Below are 14,615 nucleotides of genomic sequence, written 5' to 3'. Positions count from 1 at the left end.
GTCTGCTAGGGAAGGGCCATGTCCGACCTCTTCGCCGCCGAACCCAGTGAAACCGACAAGGCCCGGCCCCTGGCCGACCAATTGCGCCCCCGATCCCTCGATGAGGTGATCGGGCAGCAGCACCTGCTCGGCGAGGGCGGGACGCTCAGGCGCATGCTGGCGTCGGGACGGCTGGGGTCGCTGATCCTCTGGGGCCCGCCGGGCACCGGCAAGACGACCGTGGCGCGGCTGCTGGCCGACCAGATCGGCTATCGTTTCGAGCAGATTTCAGCGATCTTTTCGGGGGTCGCGGACCTCAAGAAGGTGTTCGAAAAGGCGCGGTTCGAGCGGCTTTCGGGACACCGTACGCTGCTGTTCGTGGATGAAATCCATCGCTTCAACCGGGCGCAGCAGGATAGCTTCCTGCCGGTGATGGAAGACGGCACGGTGGTGCTGGTGGGGGCGACGACGGAAAACCCGTCCTTCGAGCTCAACGCGGCCCTGTTGTCGCGCAGCCAGGTGCTGCGGTTCGAATCCCTGGGCCTCGATGACCTGGAAAGCCTTTTGCAGCGCGCCGAGAGTCTCTTGGGAGCGTCTCTTCCCCTGACGGATGAGGCGCGGGCGACCCTGCTGGGACTGGCCGATGGCGATGGGCGGGCACTGCTGGGGCTGGTTGAGGAAATCCTGGCCTCGGCGGGCGAGGGGGAAACGCTCGACCCCACCAGCCTTCTGTCGGTGGTGCAGCGGCGGGCGCCGATCTATGACAAGGCGCAGGACGGGCACTACAACCTGATCTCGGCCCTGCACAAGACCATCCGGGGGTCCGATCCGGATGCGGCGCTTTACTATTTCGCGCGCATGCTGGACGCCGGCGAGGACCCGCTCTTCCTGGCGCGGCGGCTGATCCGCATGGCTTCCGAAGATATCGGCCTGGCCGACCCGCAGGCGCTGCAACTGGCGGTGGCGGCGCGGGATGCGTATCAGATGCTGGGTTCGCCCGAGGGCGAGCTGTCGCTGGCGCAGGTGGTTGTCTATCTGGCGCTCGCGCCCAAATCCAACGCGGTCTATACCGCCTACAAGGCTGCCGTGGCCGTGGCCAAGTCGACCGGTTCGCCCATGCCGCCCAAGGTCATCCTCAATGCGCCTACCAAGATGATGAAGGGGCAGGGCTATGGGGATGGCTATATCTACGACCACGATACGCCCGAGGCTTTTTCGGGGCAGGAATATTTCCCCGAGAAGATCGGGCGGCAGGATTTCTACCACCCAGTGGAGCGCGGCTTCGAGCGGGACCTGCGCAAGCGCATGGATTATTTCGGCCGTTTGCGGGCGGCCAAGCAGGCAGAAAACAAAAAGGATTAGGCCATGCAGGCTTTCTTGCTCGTCGGTGCGGGCGGCGCAATCGGGGCGATGTCGCGCTATGGCCTGTCCGTGCTGGTCAGCCGGGTGTGGTCGGCCAATTTCCCGCTGGCGACGCTGCTGGCCAATATCGTCGGATCGTGCCTGATGGGCCTGTTGATCGGCGTATTGGCGCGGACGACACCGGCCATGCAGAACGAGATCAGGCTTTTCGCGGCCGTTGGCTTTTTGGGCGGGTTCACCACCTTTTCTTCCTTCTCGCTCGACACCATCTTCCTGATCGAGCGCGGCGCACTGGCGCAGGCCATGCTCTATATTGGCTTGTCAGTTGTGGTTTGCCTCCTGGGCCTATATCTCGGGCTCCTGATCAGCAGAGGCGGTGCGGCATGAGTGGCGTTCAACATCGAGAAGTCAGTGCAGACGACGACGGCATGCGCCTGGATCGCTGGTTTGCGCGGCACTTCCCGCAGGTCGGGTTTGCGCGGCTGCAAAAGCTGATCCGCAATGGCGAGGTGCGCGTCGACAAGGCCAAGGTGCAGCCCAGCACCCGTGTCGCCGAAGGGCAGGTCGTCCGGATTCCGCCGGTTGATGATCCGGACACGGTTCGCCCGTTCAAGGTCAATGCGGATGATGTCCGCTTCCTCAAGGACCTGATCCTTTACGAGGACGACGACCTCTATGTGTTCAACAAGCCGCATGGCCTGGCGGTGCAGGGCGGCAGCGGCACCACGCGGCATATGGATGGCCTGTTGAAGAACCTGCCCAACAAGCAGGGCGAGGCGCCGCGCCTGGTGCATCGACTGGACCGGGACACGTCGGGGTGCCTGGTCGTTGCCAAGACCGCTGCGGCGGCCAAGCATTTCGGTTCGGTGTTCCGGTCGCGCTCGGCCCGCAAGATCTACTGGGCGATCGTTGCCGGCAACCCGACCCCGCGACAGGGCGAGATCTCCTGCTTCCTGGCCAAGCAGCAGACGACCGACGGCGAGCAGATGGTGGTGGTGCGCAATGGCGCACCGGGCGCCGTGCATTCGTCGAGCTATTATTCGACCACCGACACGGCCAGCCGCCGGTTTGCCTGGGTGACGCTGAAGCCGGTGACCGGGCGCACGCACCAGCTGCGCGTGCACATGGCCCAGCTCGGCACGCCGATCATCGACGATCCGCGCTATTTCAACATCGAGAACTGGCAGCCGGCACCGGGGCTGGGCGAAGGCCTGCATCTGCATGCCCGCCGCATCGTGCTGCCGCTGCGCAATGGCAAGAAGATCGACATTTCCGCGCCGCTGCCACCGCATATGCGCCAGAGTTTCGACGCGCTGGGCTTCGACCCCGACCGCTATGACGCGCAGAAATCCGACCCGGAGGAGGGCGCGTGAAACTCGTCATGTTCGACATGGACGGCACGCTGATCGACACCCAGGCGTTGATTGCCGAACACATGGCGACCACTTTTGCCGAGGCGGGACTGGACGTGCCAAGCCCGGCGCAGGTACGGCGGATCATCGGACTGTCCCTGCCAAAGGCGATGCTGCAATTGCTCGGCTCGGACGATGCCGGGCTGGCGCAGACACTGGCCGAAGCCTATCGCGGGCACTATCGGGCCTCGCTGGTGGCCGCCGAAGGGCGCGAGGGGCTGTTTCCCGGTGCCCGCGAGGCGCTGGACCTGTTGCGGGCGCAGCCCGAGACGGTGATGGGCATTGCCACTGGCAAGGGGTTGAACGGCGTGCTGCGGCTGACGGAGCTGCATGGCATTGCCGGGCATTTCTCGACCCTGCAGACCCCCGACCATAACCCCTCCAAGCCGCATCCGGGCATGATGCTGCGGGCCATGGAAGAGATCGGCGTTGCGAAGCACCAGACCGTCATCATTGGCGACACCACATTCGACATGGAAATGGGCAAGGCGGCCGGCACGCGGGCCATCGGGGTCACTTGGGGCTACCACCACAGCGCGGAACTGCGTGACGCGGGCGCTGATATACTGATCGACAGCTATGCCGAGCTTGCGGCGGCCATCGACAGTCTTCTGGAGAATTGACATGCGGGACCAGCTCGAAGAGGCGCACAGGCATCGGGACGATGGCTATGGCCGGGCGCAGCATCTGAACCAGGTCGAACTGCCCAAGCGGTTCTACGGCCAGGTGGATGTGGCGCGCAGCGAGGACGGCTATACGGTGACGCTTGACGGGCGCGGTCTGCGGACGCCGGGAAAGAAGATCCCCGTTGTGCTGCCGGCGCTCAGCCTGGCGCAGGCCATGGCGGAAGAATGGGCGGCGCAGGTTGAGTTCATCAATCCCGCAACCATGCCGATGACGCGGCTGATCAATTCGGCGGTGGAGAGCGGCGAGGAGATGGTGCCGGCCTTCCGCGCCGAGATCGGCAAGTTCGCCGGCAATGACCTGCTGCTCTATCGTGCCGATTCACCCCAGGAGCTGGTGGCCGAACAGGAACGCGTGTGGGACGGCGCGCTGGTCAAGCTGGCGCGAAAGTTCGACGTGGCCTTCCAGCCAACCATTGGCATCATCCATCAGCCCCAGCCCGCGACGACGCTCGAAAGGCTCGATGCGGCGCTTGAGGGGCAGGGGCTGCTCAGCCTGACGGCAATGGTGTCGATCACCGGCATTACCGGCTCGGGGCTATTGGCCATTGCGCTGCTGCATCAATTGCTGGACGCCGACGAGGTGTGGACCGCCGCGCATGTGGACGAAGACCACCAGATCCGGCTCTGGGGCGAAGACGAGGAAGCCTCGGAACGCCGGGCCAAGCGCCGGGTCGAGTTCGATGTTGCCGTCCGGGTGGTCGACGCCCTGCGCTAGGGCAATTCCCGTTCTGATTGAGTCAGAACGGGTGCCCTATCTCTTTGTTTTGTCACGCTTTCGATTCTCGGGTCGGCGCCCGAGAAGCAAAAGTGGTGTCCACTTTTGCTGAAAGCGCTCTAGCCAGCGCGCCGGACGATCCAGTCCGCAATCTCGGGGGCGATCTCCCGCAGTGGCACAAGCACGAAGTCGCGTTCGTGGGCGAAGCGATGGGGCAGGGTCAGCTTGGCCGTGTCCATCTCGAGGCGCTCATAGGCGACGAGGTCGATATCGATGAGGCGCGGGCCCCAGACCTCATGGCGGACCCGGCCCATGTCGCGCTCGATATCGAGGCAGGCATGCAGCAGGTCGATCGGCAACAGATCGGTTTCGACCGTGGCGGCCATATTGGCGAAATCGGGCTGATCGGTCTTGCCCCAGGCCTTGGTGCGGATGACGGCCGACTGAGCCGTGACGCGAATGCCGGGATAGGCATCAAGGCGGGCGATGGCGTCGGCGAGCTGCGCTGCGGGGTCGCCGATATTGGCGCCGAGCGAAAGCCAGGCACTGGCCATCAGGCCGGCCGCACGCGATGGAGCTCGATGGCCGCCTCGCCACGGACCATGGCGATGGGGGCTTCGGGCTTGCGAATGCGGATGATGATCCAGCCGATATCGTCGAAGGCGTCAAACAGGGCCGTCGCAATATTCTGGGCCAGCGCCTCGATCAGCTTGGTGCGCTTGCCCTCGAAGGTGGCTTTGACCACGTCATAGACGTCGGCATAGGAGACGGTGTGGCCGATCTCGTCGGTATTGCCGGGCGCTGAGAGGTCGACGCCGCATTGCAGATCGACAAAGAAGCGCTGGCCGAGCCTGGCTTCCTCGTTGAAGAGACCGTGATAGCCGTAGAACCCCAGATCGTTGAGAATGATGCGGTCGCCGGTGAAGGGTGTGGTCATTGTGGTTCCATAGCTGGCCATCTGGGCCGATCGGGCATCTCTGGATGGGCCCCGGCCTTCGCCGGGGTGACAGTCAGCGGTTTTCGGGGGGAGCATATAGCGTTGCTTCCGCCACGCGAAGGGCGTCGCGGTTTGGGGCGACGTCGTGGACGCGGAAGATGTGGCCGCCGCGCTCATAGCCCTGGACGGTGGTGGCGATGGTGCCGGCCAGACGCTCGGACGGTTGGTTGTCGAGCAGCTTGCCGATCATGGATTTGCGCGAGGTGCCGACCAGCAGTCCGTTGTCGGGAAAAGCCTGAGTCAGATCAGCCAGTTGCCGGAGAATGCTGTAATTCTGATTCAGGGTTTTGGTGAAGCCGAAGCCGGGGTCGAGGATGAGGTTTTGCCGGTCGATGCCGGCCCTGGTGGCGATGTCGAGCGTCGCCTGGAAGTAGGATTGCATGGCAGGCATTGGATCGGTGTCGGAAGTCCAGTCGCGATCCCAGTGCATGGCGATGACGGGCGCGCCCATGACGGCGGCAATCTCGGCCATTTCCGGCGCGCCCTGCAGGCCATTGACGTCATTGACGATGTCGGCGCCGGCCTCCAGCGCCTGGTGGGCAACCAGCGGCTTCATGGTGTCGATGGAGATGAGGGCGGCGATGCCGGCGGCGCGGATGGCGTCGATGACCGGCATGACGCGGTCGAGTTCCTCCTGCACGCCGACAGGTTCGGCGCCGGGCCGGGTACTTTCCCCGCCAATATCGATGATGTCGGCGCCCTCGGCCAGCATCAGCCGGGCATGGGCGAGGGCCGCATCCACGGCATCATGGCTGCCACCATCGGAAAAGCTGTCAGGCGTGACATTGAGGATGCCCATGACCAGAGCGCGCCGGCCGAGGACCAGCGGGGGGCGATGGCGCAGGGAAATGGTGTGGGTGGCGTGCATGGGAACTCCGGTACACCCGATCTACCCCCACCCGGCCTCCCTCTCAAGTGGGAGGGAGAGAATGCCTGGCGTTCGGTGCTCAGCCGTGCCGGCGCGCTTCCAGGGCGGATTTGAGGATCAGAGTCAGAACGGCGATGAGCGTCAGGGTGGAGGCGGCGGCGAAGGCGCCGGTGACGTTGAAGTCGTTGAAGAGCAGGTTGATCTGCAGGGGCAGGGTGTTGGTCTGGCCGCGAATGGCGCCCGAAACCACCGAGACGGCACCGAATTCGCCCATGACTCGGGCATTGGTCAGCACCGCGCCATAGACCATGGCCCAGGAGATATTGGGCAGGGTGACGTGCCAGAACATCTGCCAGCCATTGGCGCCAAGGGAGAGCGCGGCCTCCTCGTCCTCGGTGCCCTGCTGGCTCATCAGCGGGATGAGTTCGCGGGCCGCGAATGGCGCCGTGACGAAGAGGCTGACCAGGACGATGGCCAGCGGGGTGAACATCACCTGGATTGCATTGGCCTGGAGGAAGGGGCCGAGCAGGCCCTGGCCGCCATAGAGGAACAGATAGACCACGCCGGCGACGATGGGGCTCATGGAGGCGGGCAGTTCGATGATGGACATCAGCAATTGCCGGCCGCGGAAGCGGAAGCGCGTGACCAGCCAGGCCAGGGCCGTGCCGACCACGATGTTGACCGGTACGACGATGAGGGCGGTGATGATGGTGAGCCAGATGGCGTGGAGCGTGTTCGGCTCGACAATGTTGGCGAAATAGACGTCGATACCTTCACGCAGGGCGAAGGAGAAGATCAGCGCCAGCGGGATGACGAGGACGACGATCGCCAGGATGATGGCGAGCGCGATGAGGGCGATTTCGGCAGGGGAGCGGTGCTTCATCACGCGCTCCTCTCGACATAGCGCGTCTGCCAGGCGGCGAGGGCATTGGTGGCGGCAAGGGTGAGGAAGGCGACGACGAGCAGCACGAAGGCGAGGGCGGCGGCGGCCTCGTAATTGTATTCATCGAGCCGGATGAAGATCAACAGCGAGACGATTTCGGTGAGGCCGGGCAGGTTGCCGGCGATGAAGACCACGGCGCCGAACTCGCCCAGCGAGCGGGCGAAGGAGAGCACGCAGCCGCCGATGAAGGCGGGCATGATGGTGGGCCAGATGATGCGGGTGAAGATCTGCCAGCGATTGGCACCGAGGGTTTCGGCTGCCGATTCCAGGCTCTCATCGACTTCCTCAAGCACGGGCTGCACGGCCCGGACGACGAAGGGAATGGAGGTGAAGGCCATGGCAAGGACGATGCCGGCCTGGGTGTAGTTGATCTTGAGGCCATTGGGTTCGAGAAACTGGCCATACCAGCCGGTGTCGGCAAAGAGCGTCACCAGCACCAGGCCGGCAACGGCCGTGGGCAGGGCAAAGGGCAGGTCGACAAGGGCGTCGAGAATGCGGCGGCCGGGGAAGCGGTAGCGTGTCAGGACCCAGGCCAGCAGCAGGCCGACAGTGCCGTTGATGAGCGTGGCGTAGAAGGCCGATGAGAAGGTGATCTGATAGGCGGCGAGGGCGCGGCGCGAGGAGATGATGCGCCAGAATTCGGGCAGGCCCATGCCGGCCAGCTTGAGCAGCATGGCGGCAATGGGCAGGAGGATGACCAGGGTGACGTAAAAGAGCGAGATGCCCATGGTCAGGCCGAAGCCGGGGAGCAGGTGTTTGCTGCGGGATGAGGGCATATCGCGCGCCTTATCTGCGATCTCTGGTCTGACACCCCCACCCTAGCTTTGCTATGGCCTAACGGCCTAGCGGCGCTACCCTCCCCTCAAGGGGGAGGGTGGGACCGGGCGTGAGGTCAGGTTCACTGGTTGACAAAAACCTGGTCGAGCAGGCCGCCTTCGGCGAAGTGCTCTTCGGAAACCTTGGCCCAGCCGCCAAAGGCCTCATCGACATTGACCAGGCGCACCTCGGGGAAACGGTCAGCGAATTCGGCGGCGACGGTCTCGTTGTTGACGCGGTGATTGCGGCCGGCGGCGATGCGCTGGCCGTCGTCAGAATAGAGGAAATCGAGATAGGCCTTGGCGAGGTCGCGGCTGCCGCGGGCGTCAACGACCTTGTCGACGATGGCGACGGGAAACTCGGCCAGGAGGCTCACGGAGGGCACCACGGCCTGATACTTGTCGGCGCCGAGCAGATCGACAGCGCTCAGCACTTCGGCTTCGAAGGTGATGAGCACGTCGCCCAGGCCGCGCTCGGCAAAGGCAGTGGTGGCGCCACGGCCGCCGGTCTCGAAGACGGGCACGTTGAGGAAGACCTTGGTGAGATATTCGGCGACCTTGTCCTGATCGCCACCAAACGCCTCGTTCGCCCAGGCGCGGGCGGCGAGATAGGTGTAGCGCGCATTGCCCGAGGTCTTGGGGTTGGGGAAGATCACCGAGACGTCGTCGCGGGCGAGGTCGCCCCAGTCGGCAATGTTCTTGGGATTGCCGGCGCGGACGAGGAAGGCGGGAAGGGAATAGAAGGGCGAGGCGCTGTTGGCGAATTCGCTCTGCCAGTCGTCAGAGACAAAGCCGCCTTCGACGAGCTTTTCGATATCGGTGACCTGGTTGAAGGTGACCACATCGGCCGGCAGGCCTTCGAGAATGGCGCGGGCCTGGGTCGAGGTGCCGGCGTGGGACTGGTTGACGGCGACGGTCACGCCGTTGGCAGCCTCATAGGCGGGAATGAAGGCGGCGTTCTCTTCGTCGAAGAGTTCGCGGGCAATGTCATAGGAGGCGTTGAGGATATCGGCGGGCTGCGCCAGGGCCGGCGTGGCGCCGATGACGAGGGCTGCAGCGACGGTGAGAAGAAGCTTGTTCATGATCACGCAAAATCCATCAATCTGGTCGAGTAACCGATGGATGCGATGACCTTCAGGTCGCGGTAAAGCGCTAAATGCTTGCTTCGGATGAGTAATTTATTGGCGTCACTCCGGCGGCAAAGACGTTTCGCGGCCGGCGGGTTCTGCGCGAATTCCTTCTTGGGGCGCCGGCCAATGGACCGGCCGGCGCCCCAAATGCCTATTTGGCGACGGCACGGCCAATGGCGATGATGATGCAGGCGCCGATGAAGCCGGCAATCAGATAGCCGATCCAGCCGCCGAAGGAGATGCCGAGAAGCCCGAAGACCAGGCTGGCGATGATCGCCCCGACAATGCCGAGAATGATGTTCATCAGCATGCCGGTGCCCGACTTCATGAACATGCTGGCCAGCCATCCGGCGACACCGCCGATGATGATGGCCGCGAGCCAACCTACCCCGTCAAAACCCATTTTTCCCTCCTCGCAGTTGAGTCTCTCAACACGATCAGGGTGGCACAGTGGACGGAAAAGGCAAGAAGCGTTCGGTTTGGGGGGTGGGACGGTGAGCGCGCGCCAATCGCGCTGGCCATTCGAGCATAGCTCTCATGGCCTTCTCCTCTAGGATCGTCCCACGGGGACGATCCTGCCCTTTGGGCACGCGTCGAAGTCTCGTGGCCTTCCTCACTCAAATCTCTCCACCGGAGAGATTTGTCCGTTAGGCGGAACGTTCAGAGTGCGCCACTCGACCATAGGTCTCGTGGCCTTCTTCGCTCAAATCTCTCCACTGGAGAGATTTGTCCGCTGCGCGGAACACTCAGAAGGGCCAGACAAGCATCAGGGCGGGGACGCCGACCAGCACCACCAGGAAGGAGAGCGGCAGGCCGAGGCGCCAATAGTCGCCGAAGCGATAGCCGCCCGGGGCCATGACCAGCGTGTTGCACTGGTGGCCGATGGGGGTGAGGAAGTCGCAGCCGGCGCCGATGGCAACGGCCATGAGGAAGGCCTCGGGCTGATAGCCGAGGCCAGTGGCGAAGGCGGCGGCGATGGGCGCCATCACCAGCACGGTGGCGGCATTGTTGAGGAAGGGGGTTACGGCCATGGCGGCGACCATGATCAGGGCCAGGGCGCCCCAGCCGGGCAGGGTGACGGCGGTGGCGGTAAGCCAGGCGGCCACCACATCGGTGCCGCCAGTGGCCTGCAGGCTTTCGGACACCGGGATCAGGCAGGCCAGCATGACCAGGATGGGGCCATCGACCTGATTATAGACCTCGCGGAGCGGCAGGGCGCCGGTGAGAATCATGACGGCCGCTGCCGCGAAAAAGGCCGGTGCGACCGGCACCAGGCCCAGTGCGGTGGCTGCCATGGCGGCCAGGAGGATGCCAAGCGGCAGGAGGCCATTGCGAATCTGGCCCAGCCGCAGGCCACGCTCGACCAGGGGCAGGCAGTCCCACTCGCGTAGCAGTTCGGGGATGCGCTTGAGATGCCCCTGCAGCAGGATGACGTCGCCGTTCTGGAAGCGGATTTCGCCGAGGCGCTTGGTGAAACGCTGGTCGCGGCGAGAAATGGCGAGGAGGTTGAGCCCGGTGCGATCGAACAGGGTCAGCTCCTGGGCGCTGGCGCCGATCAGCCCCGAGCTTTCCCCGATAATGGCTTCGATGACCCCGATATTGCCGCTGTCGCGCGAGGCCGCGCCGCGCCGCTCGGCAAAGGACAGGCCGGTCTGGCTGACCATCTTGTCGAGCGCTTCGGGATCGCCCTCGATCAGGAGGATGTCACCGGCGCGCAGGGTCGCGTCGGGCAGGGGGGTGCGGCGACGGCCCGAGGCGCTGACAATGCCGGTGACCATGGCGGCGCCATCGGCGGCCGACTGCAATTCGCCCACCGTCTTGCCGATGGCAGTGCTGTCGGGGAGCACATGGGCTTCGGTGGTGTAGTTCTTGATCTCGATGGCCTTGTCCATGCCGCTCTCCTCGCGGCGGCGCTCGGGGAGCAGCCAGTAGAAAAAGGCAAGGAAGACCACGCCGACCGCGGCCAGGATGGCGCCCACCGGAGTGAAGTCGAACATGGTGAAGGCGGTGCCGGTCAATTCCTGGCGCACACCGGAGACGATGATGTTGGGCGAGGTGCCGATCTGCGTCATCAGCCCGCCCAGGAGCGAGCCGAAGGCCATGGGCATCAGGAACATGGAGGGCGACACGCTGGAACGCCGCGCCATCTGGAAGGCGATCGGCATCATGATGGCCAGGGCGCCGATATTCTTGACGAAGGCCGAGAGCACGGTGACGATGGTCACCAGCACGATGAGCTGCATGCGGGGGCTGGAGAGGCGCGGCAGATAGCGGCGAATAGCCAGCTCCATGATGCCCGAACGCGCCACCGCGGCGCTGACGACCAGCGCACTGCCCACGATGATGACGATGTCATTTGAGAAGCCGGAAAAGGCGCGCTCTGCCGGCACGATCCCCACCAGGAGGGCCGCGAGAAGGGCGCACACGGCGACCAGATCGTAGCGCCAGCGCCCCAGGATGAAGGCGACCATCATGCCCGCAATGATCAGAAATGCGAGCACTTGCGGGGTCGTCATGAGCTGCTCCGTTGCCGTGGACCTTGATAACGCGGCCTGGCCACAATAGTCGCACTTCGCGCGGAATATAGACCAAGCCCGGTTCCACCCGCGAGGGGGCTATGGCAAAAAGTTCTGAAACGGGAGGGTTGCAATGGCACGTCTGATCACCACGCTAGGCGCATTCGAGCGCCATCAACTGGGGCTGATCCTGCCGCATGAGCATGTGTTCGTGGATCTCAGGACCCCCGACCAGCCGGGCTATGCCGAGGCCGACCCGGATGATGTGGTGCGGTTGATGGCCCCGCAGATCGAGGCCATCAAGGCGCAGGGCGTGACGGCGCTGGTGGAATGTTCCACCGGTGGGGTGGGGCTCAGGGTCGATATCGACCTTGCCGTCTCGCGCGCCACAGGCTTTCCGATCGTGGTGCCCACCGGCAATTATCGCGAGCCCTGGATACCCGATTGGGTGGCGCGGGCCAGCGAGGCGGAGCTGGAAAGCTGGATGCTGGGACATCTCACCAGGGGTGTCGATGATACCGGGGTCGTTGCCGCCTGGATCAAGGTCAGTGCCGGCGATGACGGCATCACGCCCCTCGAGACGCGCATCCTGCGCGCGGCGGCCCGCGCTTCAGCGCAGACGGGGGCACTAATCGGCTCGCACACGATCAGGGGCCGGGTGGTCATGGACCAGCTCGACATCATCGAGGCCGAGGGCGGATCGGCAAACCGGTTCCTGTCGATCCATAGCCAGGCCGAGAAGGACTTCGGCCTCAACCGCGCGGTCGCCGAGCGCGGCGCCTGGATCGAGTATGACCATGTCGGCCGGGACCCGGACGAAGAGGTGCTGCCGCTGGTGATGAAGGCGCTGGAAGCGGGGCTCGGGAACCAGCTGCTGCTCAGCCACGACCTTGGCTGGTATGACCCCGCCAAGCCGGGGGGCGGCACGCCGCGGCCCTATACGCATCTGGTAAACTGGCTGCTGCCGGCGCTGGCAGAGGCGGGGGTGAGCGCGGAGATGATCACGCGATTGACGCACGACAACCCGTTCGACGCGTTTGCGCGCTAGGGAATTGGGGCACAACGGTGCTGGGCCGTGGGCCCCACCCCACCCTCAATCCCTCCCCATCAAGGGGAGGGATGCGCCAGACCGGGATGCCAATGCTCATCGTCTCCCTCCCCCTTGTGGGGAGGGACCAAGGGTGGGCGTTCGGGGAGATTCCCCCGCAACTGTCTGAGGCTCAGCCCTTCGCGGGCTCGGCGAAGAGATCGTATTCGTCGTTGTCGGTGACCACGACCGAAACAATGTCGCCGATCTTGATGCCGTCGGCCTTGTCGACAATGACCTGGCCGTCGATCTCGGGCGCGTCCCATTTGGAACGGGCGATGACGCGGTTTTCCTCCGGGCGGACGTCGTCGACGATGACGTCGATGGTGCGGCCGACCTTCTTCTGCAGCTGGTGGAAGGAGACGTTCTGCGCCACTTCCATCAACTGGGCGAAGCGCTCTTCCTTGACTTCGTCCGGCACGACGCCGTCGAGCTCATTGGCGGTGGCGCCGGTAACGGGCTCGTATTTGAAGCAGCCGGCGCGATCGATTTCGGCTTCCTCGATGAAGTCGAGCAGCATTTCGAAATCTTCGTCGGTCTCGCCGGGGAAGCCGACGATGAAGTTGGAACGTACTGTCAAATCCGGGACCTGGCGCTTCCAGTCGAGGATGCGATTGAGGGTCTTTTCCTGGTGCGCCGGGCGGCGCATGGCTTTCAGCACGTTCGGCGACGCGTGCTGGAAGGGAATGTCGAGATAGGGCAGGACGAGGCCTTCGGCCATCAGTTCCATGACCGGATCGACATGGGGATAGGGATAGACATAGTGCAGGCGCACCCAGGCGCCCAGCTCACCCAGTTCCTTGGCGAGGTCATAGAACTTGGCCTTGACCTCGCGGCCGCGATATTTCGACGTCGCATATTTGATGTCGAGGCCGTAGGCGCTGGTGTCCTGGGAGATGACCAGCAGTTCCTTGACGCCGGAGCGGATGAGGCCCTCGGCTTCCGAGAGAATGCCGGCGGCCGGGCGCGAGGCGAGGTCGCCGCGGATCTGGGGGATGATGCAGAAGGAGCAGCGATTATTGCAGCCTTCGGAAATCTTCAAATAGGCGTAGTGGCGCGGGGTGAGCTTCAGGCCGCTTTCGGGGACCAGGTCCACGAATTTGTTGGGCACGGGCGGCAGGTGCTCATGCACGGCCGAGACCACGCTTTCATATTGATGCGGGCCGGTAATGGCGAGGACGCTCGGATGGGTCTCGCGGATCAGTCCTTCCTCGACGCCGAGGCAACCGGTAACAATGACGCGACCATTCTCGTTGAGCGCTTCGCCAATCGCCTCAAGGCTTTCCTGCTTGGCGCTGTCGAGAAAACCACAGGTATTGACGAGCACGACATCGGCGCCGGCATAGTCGCGCGAGAACGAATAGCCCTGGGCGCGCAGGGTGGTCATGATGCGTTCGCTATCGACGAGGGCCTTGGGACAGCCGAGGCTGACGAGACCGATTTTGGGCGCCTGGGTCATGCGCGTCATGTGTCCGGTGCTGGAGAGGATGGCGCGTCATACAGAAACTTGGGCGGTTACGCAATGTGACCGACCGGCAACTGTGGCGCAGCAGCTTTGCATTTATTCGTGAACACATGAACGTGACTGTTTGTTTTGCGCGAACAGCGCGTGCGTTGATTGGCGGGTTTCGGCTTGTGGAACCGCGGGTTAGGTCCTTTCGCCTGTTTGACGCCCTTCGGCGCAGCAAGAAGGAAACTCCATGACCGACCGTCTCTCCGCATACGCGCCGCAGGCCCTGTCCGTGCTGCGCATCATCGCCGCCCTGCTGTTCCTTGCCCATGGCACGCAGAAGCTGATGGGCTTTCCGTCGGCAGAATTCGCGCCGCCCATGTTCTCGATCTTCTGGTTTGCCGGCGTGATCGAAATCGTCACCGGCATCCTGATCGGGATTGGCCTGTTCACCCGCCCCGCCGCGTTCATTGCCTCGGGGACCATGGCCGTGGCCTATTGGATGGTGCACGCGCCGGGCAACTTCTTCCCCACCAACAATGGCGGCGACGCCGCGATCCTGTTCTGCTTTGTCTTCCTGTTCCTGGTCTTTGCCGGCCCGGGCGTGTGGAGCGTCGAGAAGAAGTAGGTTCTTCTGACCGGGCGCGATGCCGCT

At 64.2% G+C, this 14,615-nt stretch carries 16 protein-coding genes; 7 read left to right on the top strand and 9 right to left on the bottom strand.

Annotated features, from left to right (window positions below):
* Window positions 1-18 precede the first annotated feature (18 nt).
* From K1X15_RS09420 to K1X15_RS09400, 5 genes are read left to right on the top strand one after another with little or no spacing between them, the layout of a single operon-like run.
* Window positions 19-1,341 carry a replication-associated recombination protein A gene (locus tag K1X15_RS09420; RefSeq protein ID WP_220307195.1) on the top strand — a complete coding sequence of 441 codons (1,323 nt, stop codon included), beginning with the start codon at window positions 19-21 and terminating at the stop codon, window positions 1,339-1,341.
* A 3-nt stretch (window positions 1,342-1,344) separates the two neighbouring features.
* Entirely contained in the window at window positions 1,345-1,728 is a 384-nt protein-coding gene (crcB, locus tag K1X15_RS09415; protein ID WP_220307194.1) for a fluoride efflux transporter CrcB, read from the top strand.
* On the top strand, window positions 1,725-2,714 hold the full coding sequence (locus tag K1X15_RS09410; RefSeq protein WP_220307193.1) for an RluA family pseudouridine synthase: 990 nt from the start codon (window positions 1,725-1,727) through the stop codon (window positions 2,712-2,714). Before crcB ends, K1X15_RS09410 begins: the two co-directional genes overlap by 4 nt.
* Complete coding sequence (locus K1X15_RS09405) at window positions 2,711-3,376, top strand: HAD family hydrolase (RefSeq protein WP_220307192.1); 666 nt, start codon at window positions 2,711-2,713, stop codon at window positions 3,374-3,376. The genes K1X15_RS09410 and K1X15_RS09405 overlap by 4 nt, the downstream gene beginning before the upstream one ends.
* A gap of 1 nt (window position 3,377) precedes the next feature.
* The gene (locus K1X15_RS09400; RefSeq protein WP_220307191.1) at window positions 3,378-4,154 is read left to right on the top strand and encodes an ATP12 family chaperone protein; all 777 of its coding nucleotides are present in this window, start codon (window positions 3,378-3,380) and stop codon (window positions 4,152-4,154) included.
* A gap of 119 nt (window positions 4,155-4,273) precedes the next feature.
* Here K1X15_RS09400 and folK read toward each other — a convergent pair whose 3' ends face one another.
* The 8 genes from folK to K1X15_RS09360 form a co-directional block, all read right to left on the bottom strand.
* Window positions 4,274-4,708: a 2-amino-4-hydroxy-6-hydroxymethyldihydropteridine diphosphokinase gene (gene folK, locus K1X15_RS09395; RefSeq protein WP_220307190.1), complete on the bottom strand. Its 435-nt coding sequence runs from the start codon at window positions 4,706-4,708 to the stop codon at window positions 4,274-4,276.
* Window positions 4,708-5,091, bottom strand: coding sequence for a dihydroneopterin aldolase (gene folB, locus K1X15_RS09390; protein ID WP_220307189.1), 384 nt, complete (start codon window positions 5,089-5,091; stop codon window positions 4,708-4,710). Before folB ends, folK begins: the two co-directional genes overlap by 1 nt.
* Before the next feature lie 73 nt (window positions 5,092-5,164).
* Complete coding sequence (gene folP, locus K1X15_RS09385) at window positions 5,165-6,019, bottom strand: dihydropteroate synthase (RefSeq protein ID WP_220307188.1); 855 nt, start codon at window positions 6,017-6,019, stop codon at window positions 5,165-5,167.
* A 79-nt stretch (window positions 6,020-6,098) separates the two neighbouring features.
* Window positions 6,099-6,902: a sulfate ABC transporter permease subunit CysW gene (gene cysW, locus K1X15_RS09380; RefSeq protein WP_220307187.1), complete on the bottom strand. Its 804-nt coding sequence runs from the start codon at window positions 6,900-6,902 to the stop codon at window positions 6,099-6,101.
* Complete coding sequence (cysT, locus tag K1X15_RS09375) at window positions 6,902-7,738, bottom strand: sulfate ABC transporter permease subunit CysT (RefSeq protein WP_220307186.1); 837 nt, start codon at window positions 7,736-7,738, stop codon at window positions 6,902-6,904. The genes cysW and cysT overlap by 1 nt, the downstream gene beginning before the upstream one ends.
* Before the next feature lie 122 nt (window positions 7,739-7,860).
* Window positions 7,861-8,859 carry a sulfate ABC transporter substrate-binding protein gene (locus tag K1X15_RS09370; protein WP_220307185.1) on the bottom strand — a complete coding sequence of 333 codons (999 nt, stop codon included), beginning with the start codon at window positions 8,857-8,859 and terminating at the stop codon, window positions 7,861-7,863.
* 199 nt (window positions 8,860-9,058) lie between these two features.
* Entirely contained in the window at window positions 9,059-9,310 is a 252-nt protein-coding gene (locus K1X15_RS09365; RefSeq protein ID WP_220307184.1) for a GlsB/YeaQ/YmgE family stress response membrane protein, read from the bottom strand.
* Between the two features lie 343 nt (window positions 9,311-9,653).
* On the bottom strand, window positions 9,654-11,423 hold the full coding sequence (locus tag K1X15_RS09360) for an SLC13 family permease (protein ID WP_220307183.1): 1,770 nt from the start codon (window positions 11,421-11,423) through the stop codon (window positions 9,654-9,656).
* A gap of 133 nt (window positions 11,424-11,556) precedes the next feature.
* Here K1X15_RS09360 and K1X15_RS09355 point away from each other — a divergent pair, with 133 nt between their 5' ends.
* Entirely contained in the window at window positions 11,557-12,471 is a 915-nt protein-coding gene (locus K1X15_RS09355; protein ID WP_220307182.1) for a phosphotriesterase family protein, read from the top strand.
* A 172-nt stretch (window positions 12,472-12,643) separates the two neighbouring features.
* Here K1X15_RS09355 and rimO read toward each other — a convergent pair whose 3' ends face one another.
* Window positions 12,644-13,969, bottom strand: a complete 1,326-nt coding sequence (gene rimO / locus K1X15_RS09350) for a 30S ribosomal protein S12 methylthiotransferase RimO (RefSeq protein WP_220307181.1) — start codon at window positions 13,967-13,969, stop codon at window positions 12,644-12,646.
* 241 nt (window positions 13,970-14,210) lie between these two features.
* On the opposite strand from rimO, the gene K1X15_RS09345 reads away from it, so the two are divergent.
* Complete coding sequence (locus tag K1X15_RS09345; protein ID WP_220307180.1) at window positions 14,211-14,588, top strand: DoxX family protein; 378 nt, start codon at window positions 14,211-14,213, stop codon at window positions 14,586-14,588.
* The last annotated feature ends 27 nt before the right edge of the window (window positions 14,589-14,615 follow it).

Source organism: Devosia salina (genome assembly GCF_019504385.1).
GTDB classification, from domain to species: Bacteria; Pseudomonadota; Alphaproteobacteria; order Rhizobiales; family Devosiaceae; genus Devosia; species Devosia salina.
The sequence above is the reverse complement of the archived record's forward strand: the minus strand, read 5'-3'. Positions and strand labels throughout refer to the sequence as shown.

Coding starts and splice junctions, on each gene's coding strand:
- K1X15_RS09420 (WP_220307195.1), top strand. CDS start 19: ATGTCCGACCTCTTCGCCGCCGAACCCAGTGAAACCGACAAGGCCCGG.
- crcB (WP_220307194.1), top strand. CDS start 1,345: ATGCAGGCTTTCTTGCTCGTCGGTGCGGGCGGCGCAATCGGGGCGATG.
- K1X15_RS09410 (WP_220307193.1), top strand. CDS start 1,725: ATGAGTGGCGTTCAACATCGAGAAGTCAGTGCAGACGACGACGGCATG.
- K1X15_RS09400 (WP_220307191.1), top strand. CDS start 3,378: ATGCGGGACCAGCTCGAAGAGGCGCACAGGCATCGGGACGATGGCTAT.
- folK (WP_220307190.1), bottom strand. CDS start 4,708: ATGGCCAGTGCCTGGCTTTCGCTCGGCGCCAATATCGGCGACCCCGCA.
- folB (WP_220307189.1), bottom strand. CDS start 5,091: ATGACCACACCCTTCACCGGCGACCGCATCATTCTCAACGATCTGGGG.
- folP (WP_220307188.1), bottom strand. CDS start 6,019: ATGCACGCCACCCACACCATTTCCCTGCGCCATCGCCCCCCGCTGGTC.
- cysW (WP_220307187.1), bottom strand. CDS start 6,902: ATGAAGCACCGCTCCCCTGCCGAAATCGCCCTCATCGCGCTCGCCATC.
- cysT (WP_220307186.1), bottom strand. CDS start 7,738: ATGCCCTCATCCCGCAGCAAACACCTGCTCCCCGGCTTCGGCCTGACC.
- K1X15_RS09370 (WP_220307185.1), bottom strand. CDS start 8,859: ATGAACAAGCTTCTTCTCACCGTCGCTGCAGCCCTCGTCATCGGCGCC.
- K1X15_RS09365 (WP_220307184.1), bottom strand. CDS start 9,310: ATGGGTTTTGACGGGGTAGGTTGGCTCGCGGCCATCATCATCGGCGGT.
- K1X15_RS09360 (WP_220307183.1), bottom strand. CDS start 11,423: ATGACGACCCCGCAAGTGCTCGCATTTCTGATCATTGCGGGCATGATG.
- K1X15_RS09355 (WP_220307182.1), top strand. CDS start 11,557: ATGGCACGTCTGATCACCACGCTAGGCGCATTCGAGCGCCATCAACTG.
- rimO (WP_220307181.1), bottom strand. CDS start 13,969: ATGACCCAGGCGCCCAAAATCGGTCTCGTCAGCCTCGGCTGTCCCAAG.
- K1X15_RS09345 (WP_220307180.1), top strand. CDS start 14,211: ATGACCGACCGTCTCTCCGCATACGCGCCGCAGGCCCTGTCCGTGCTG.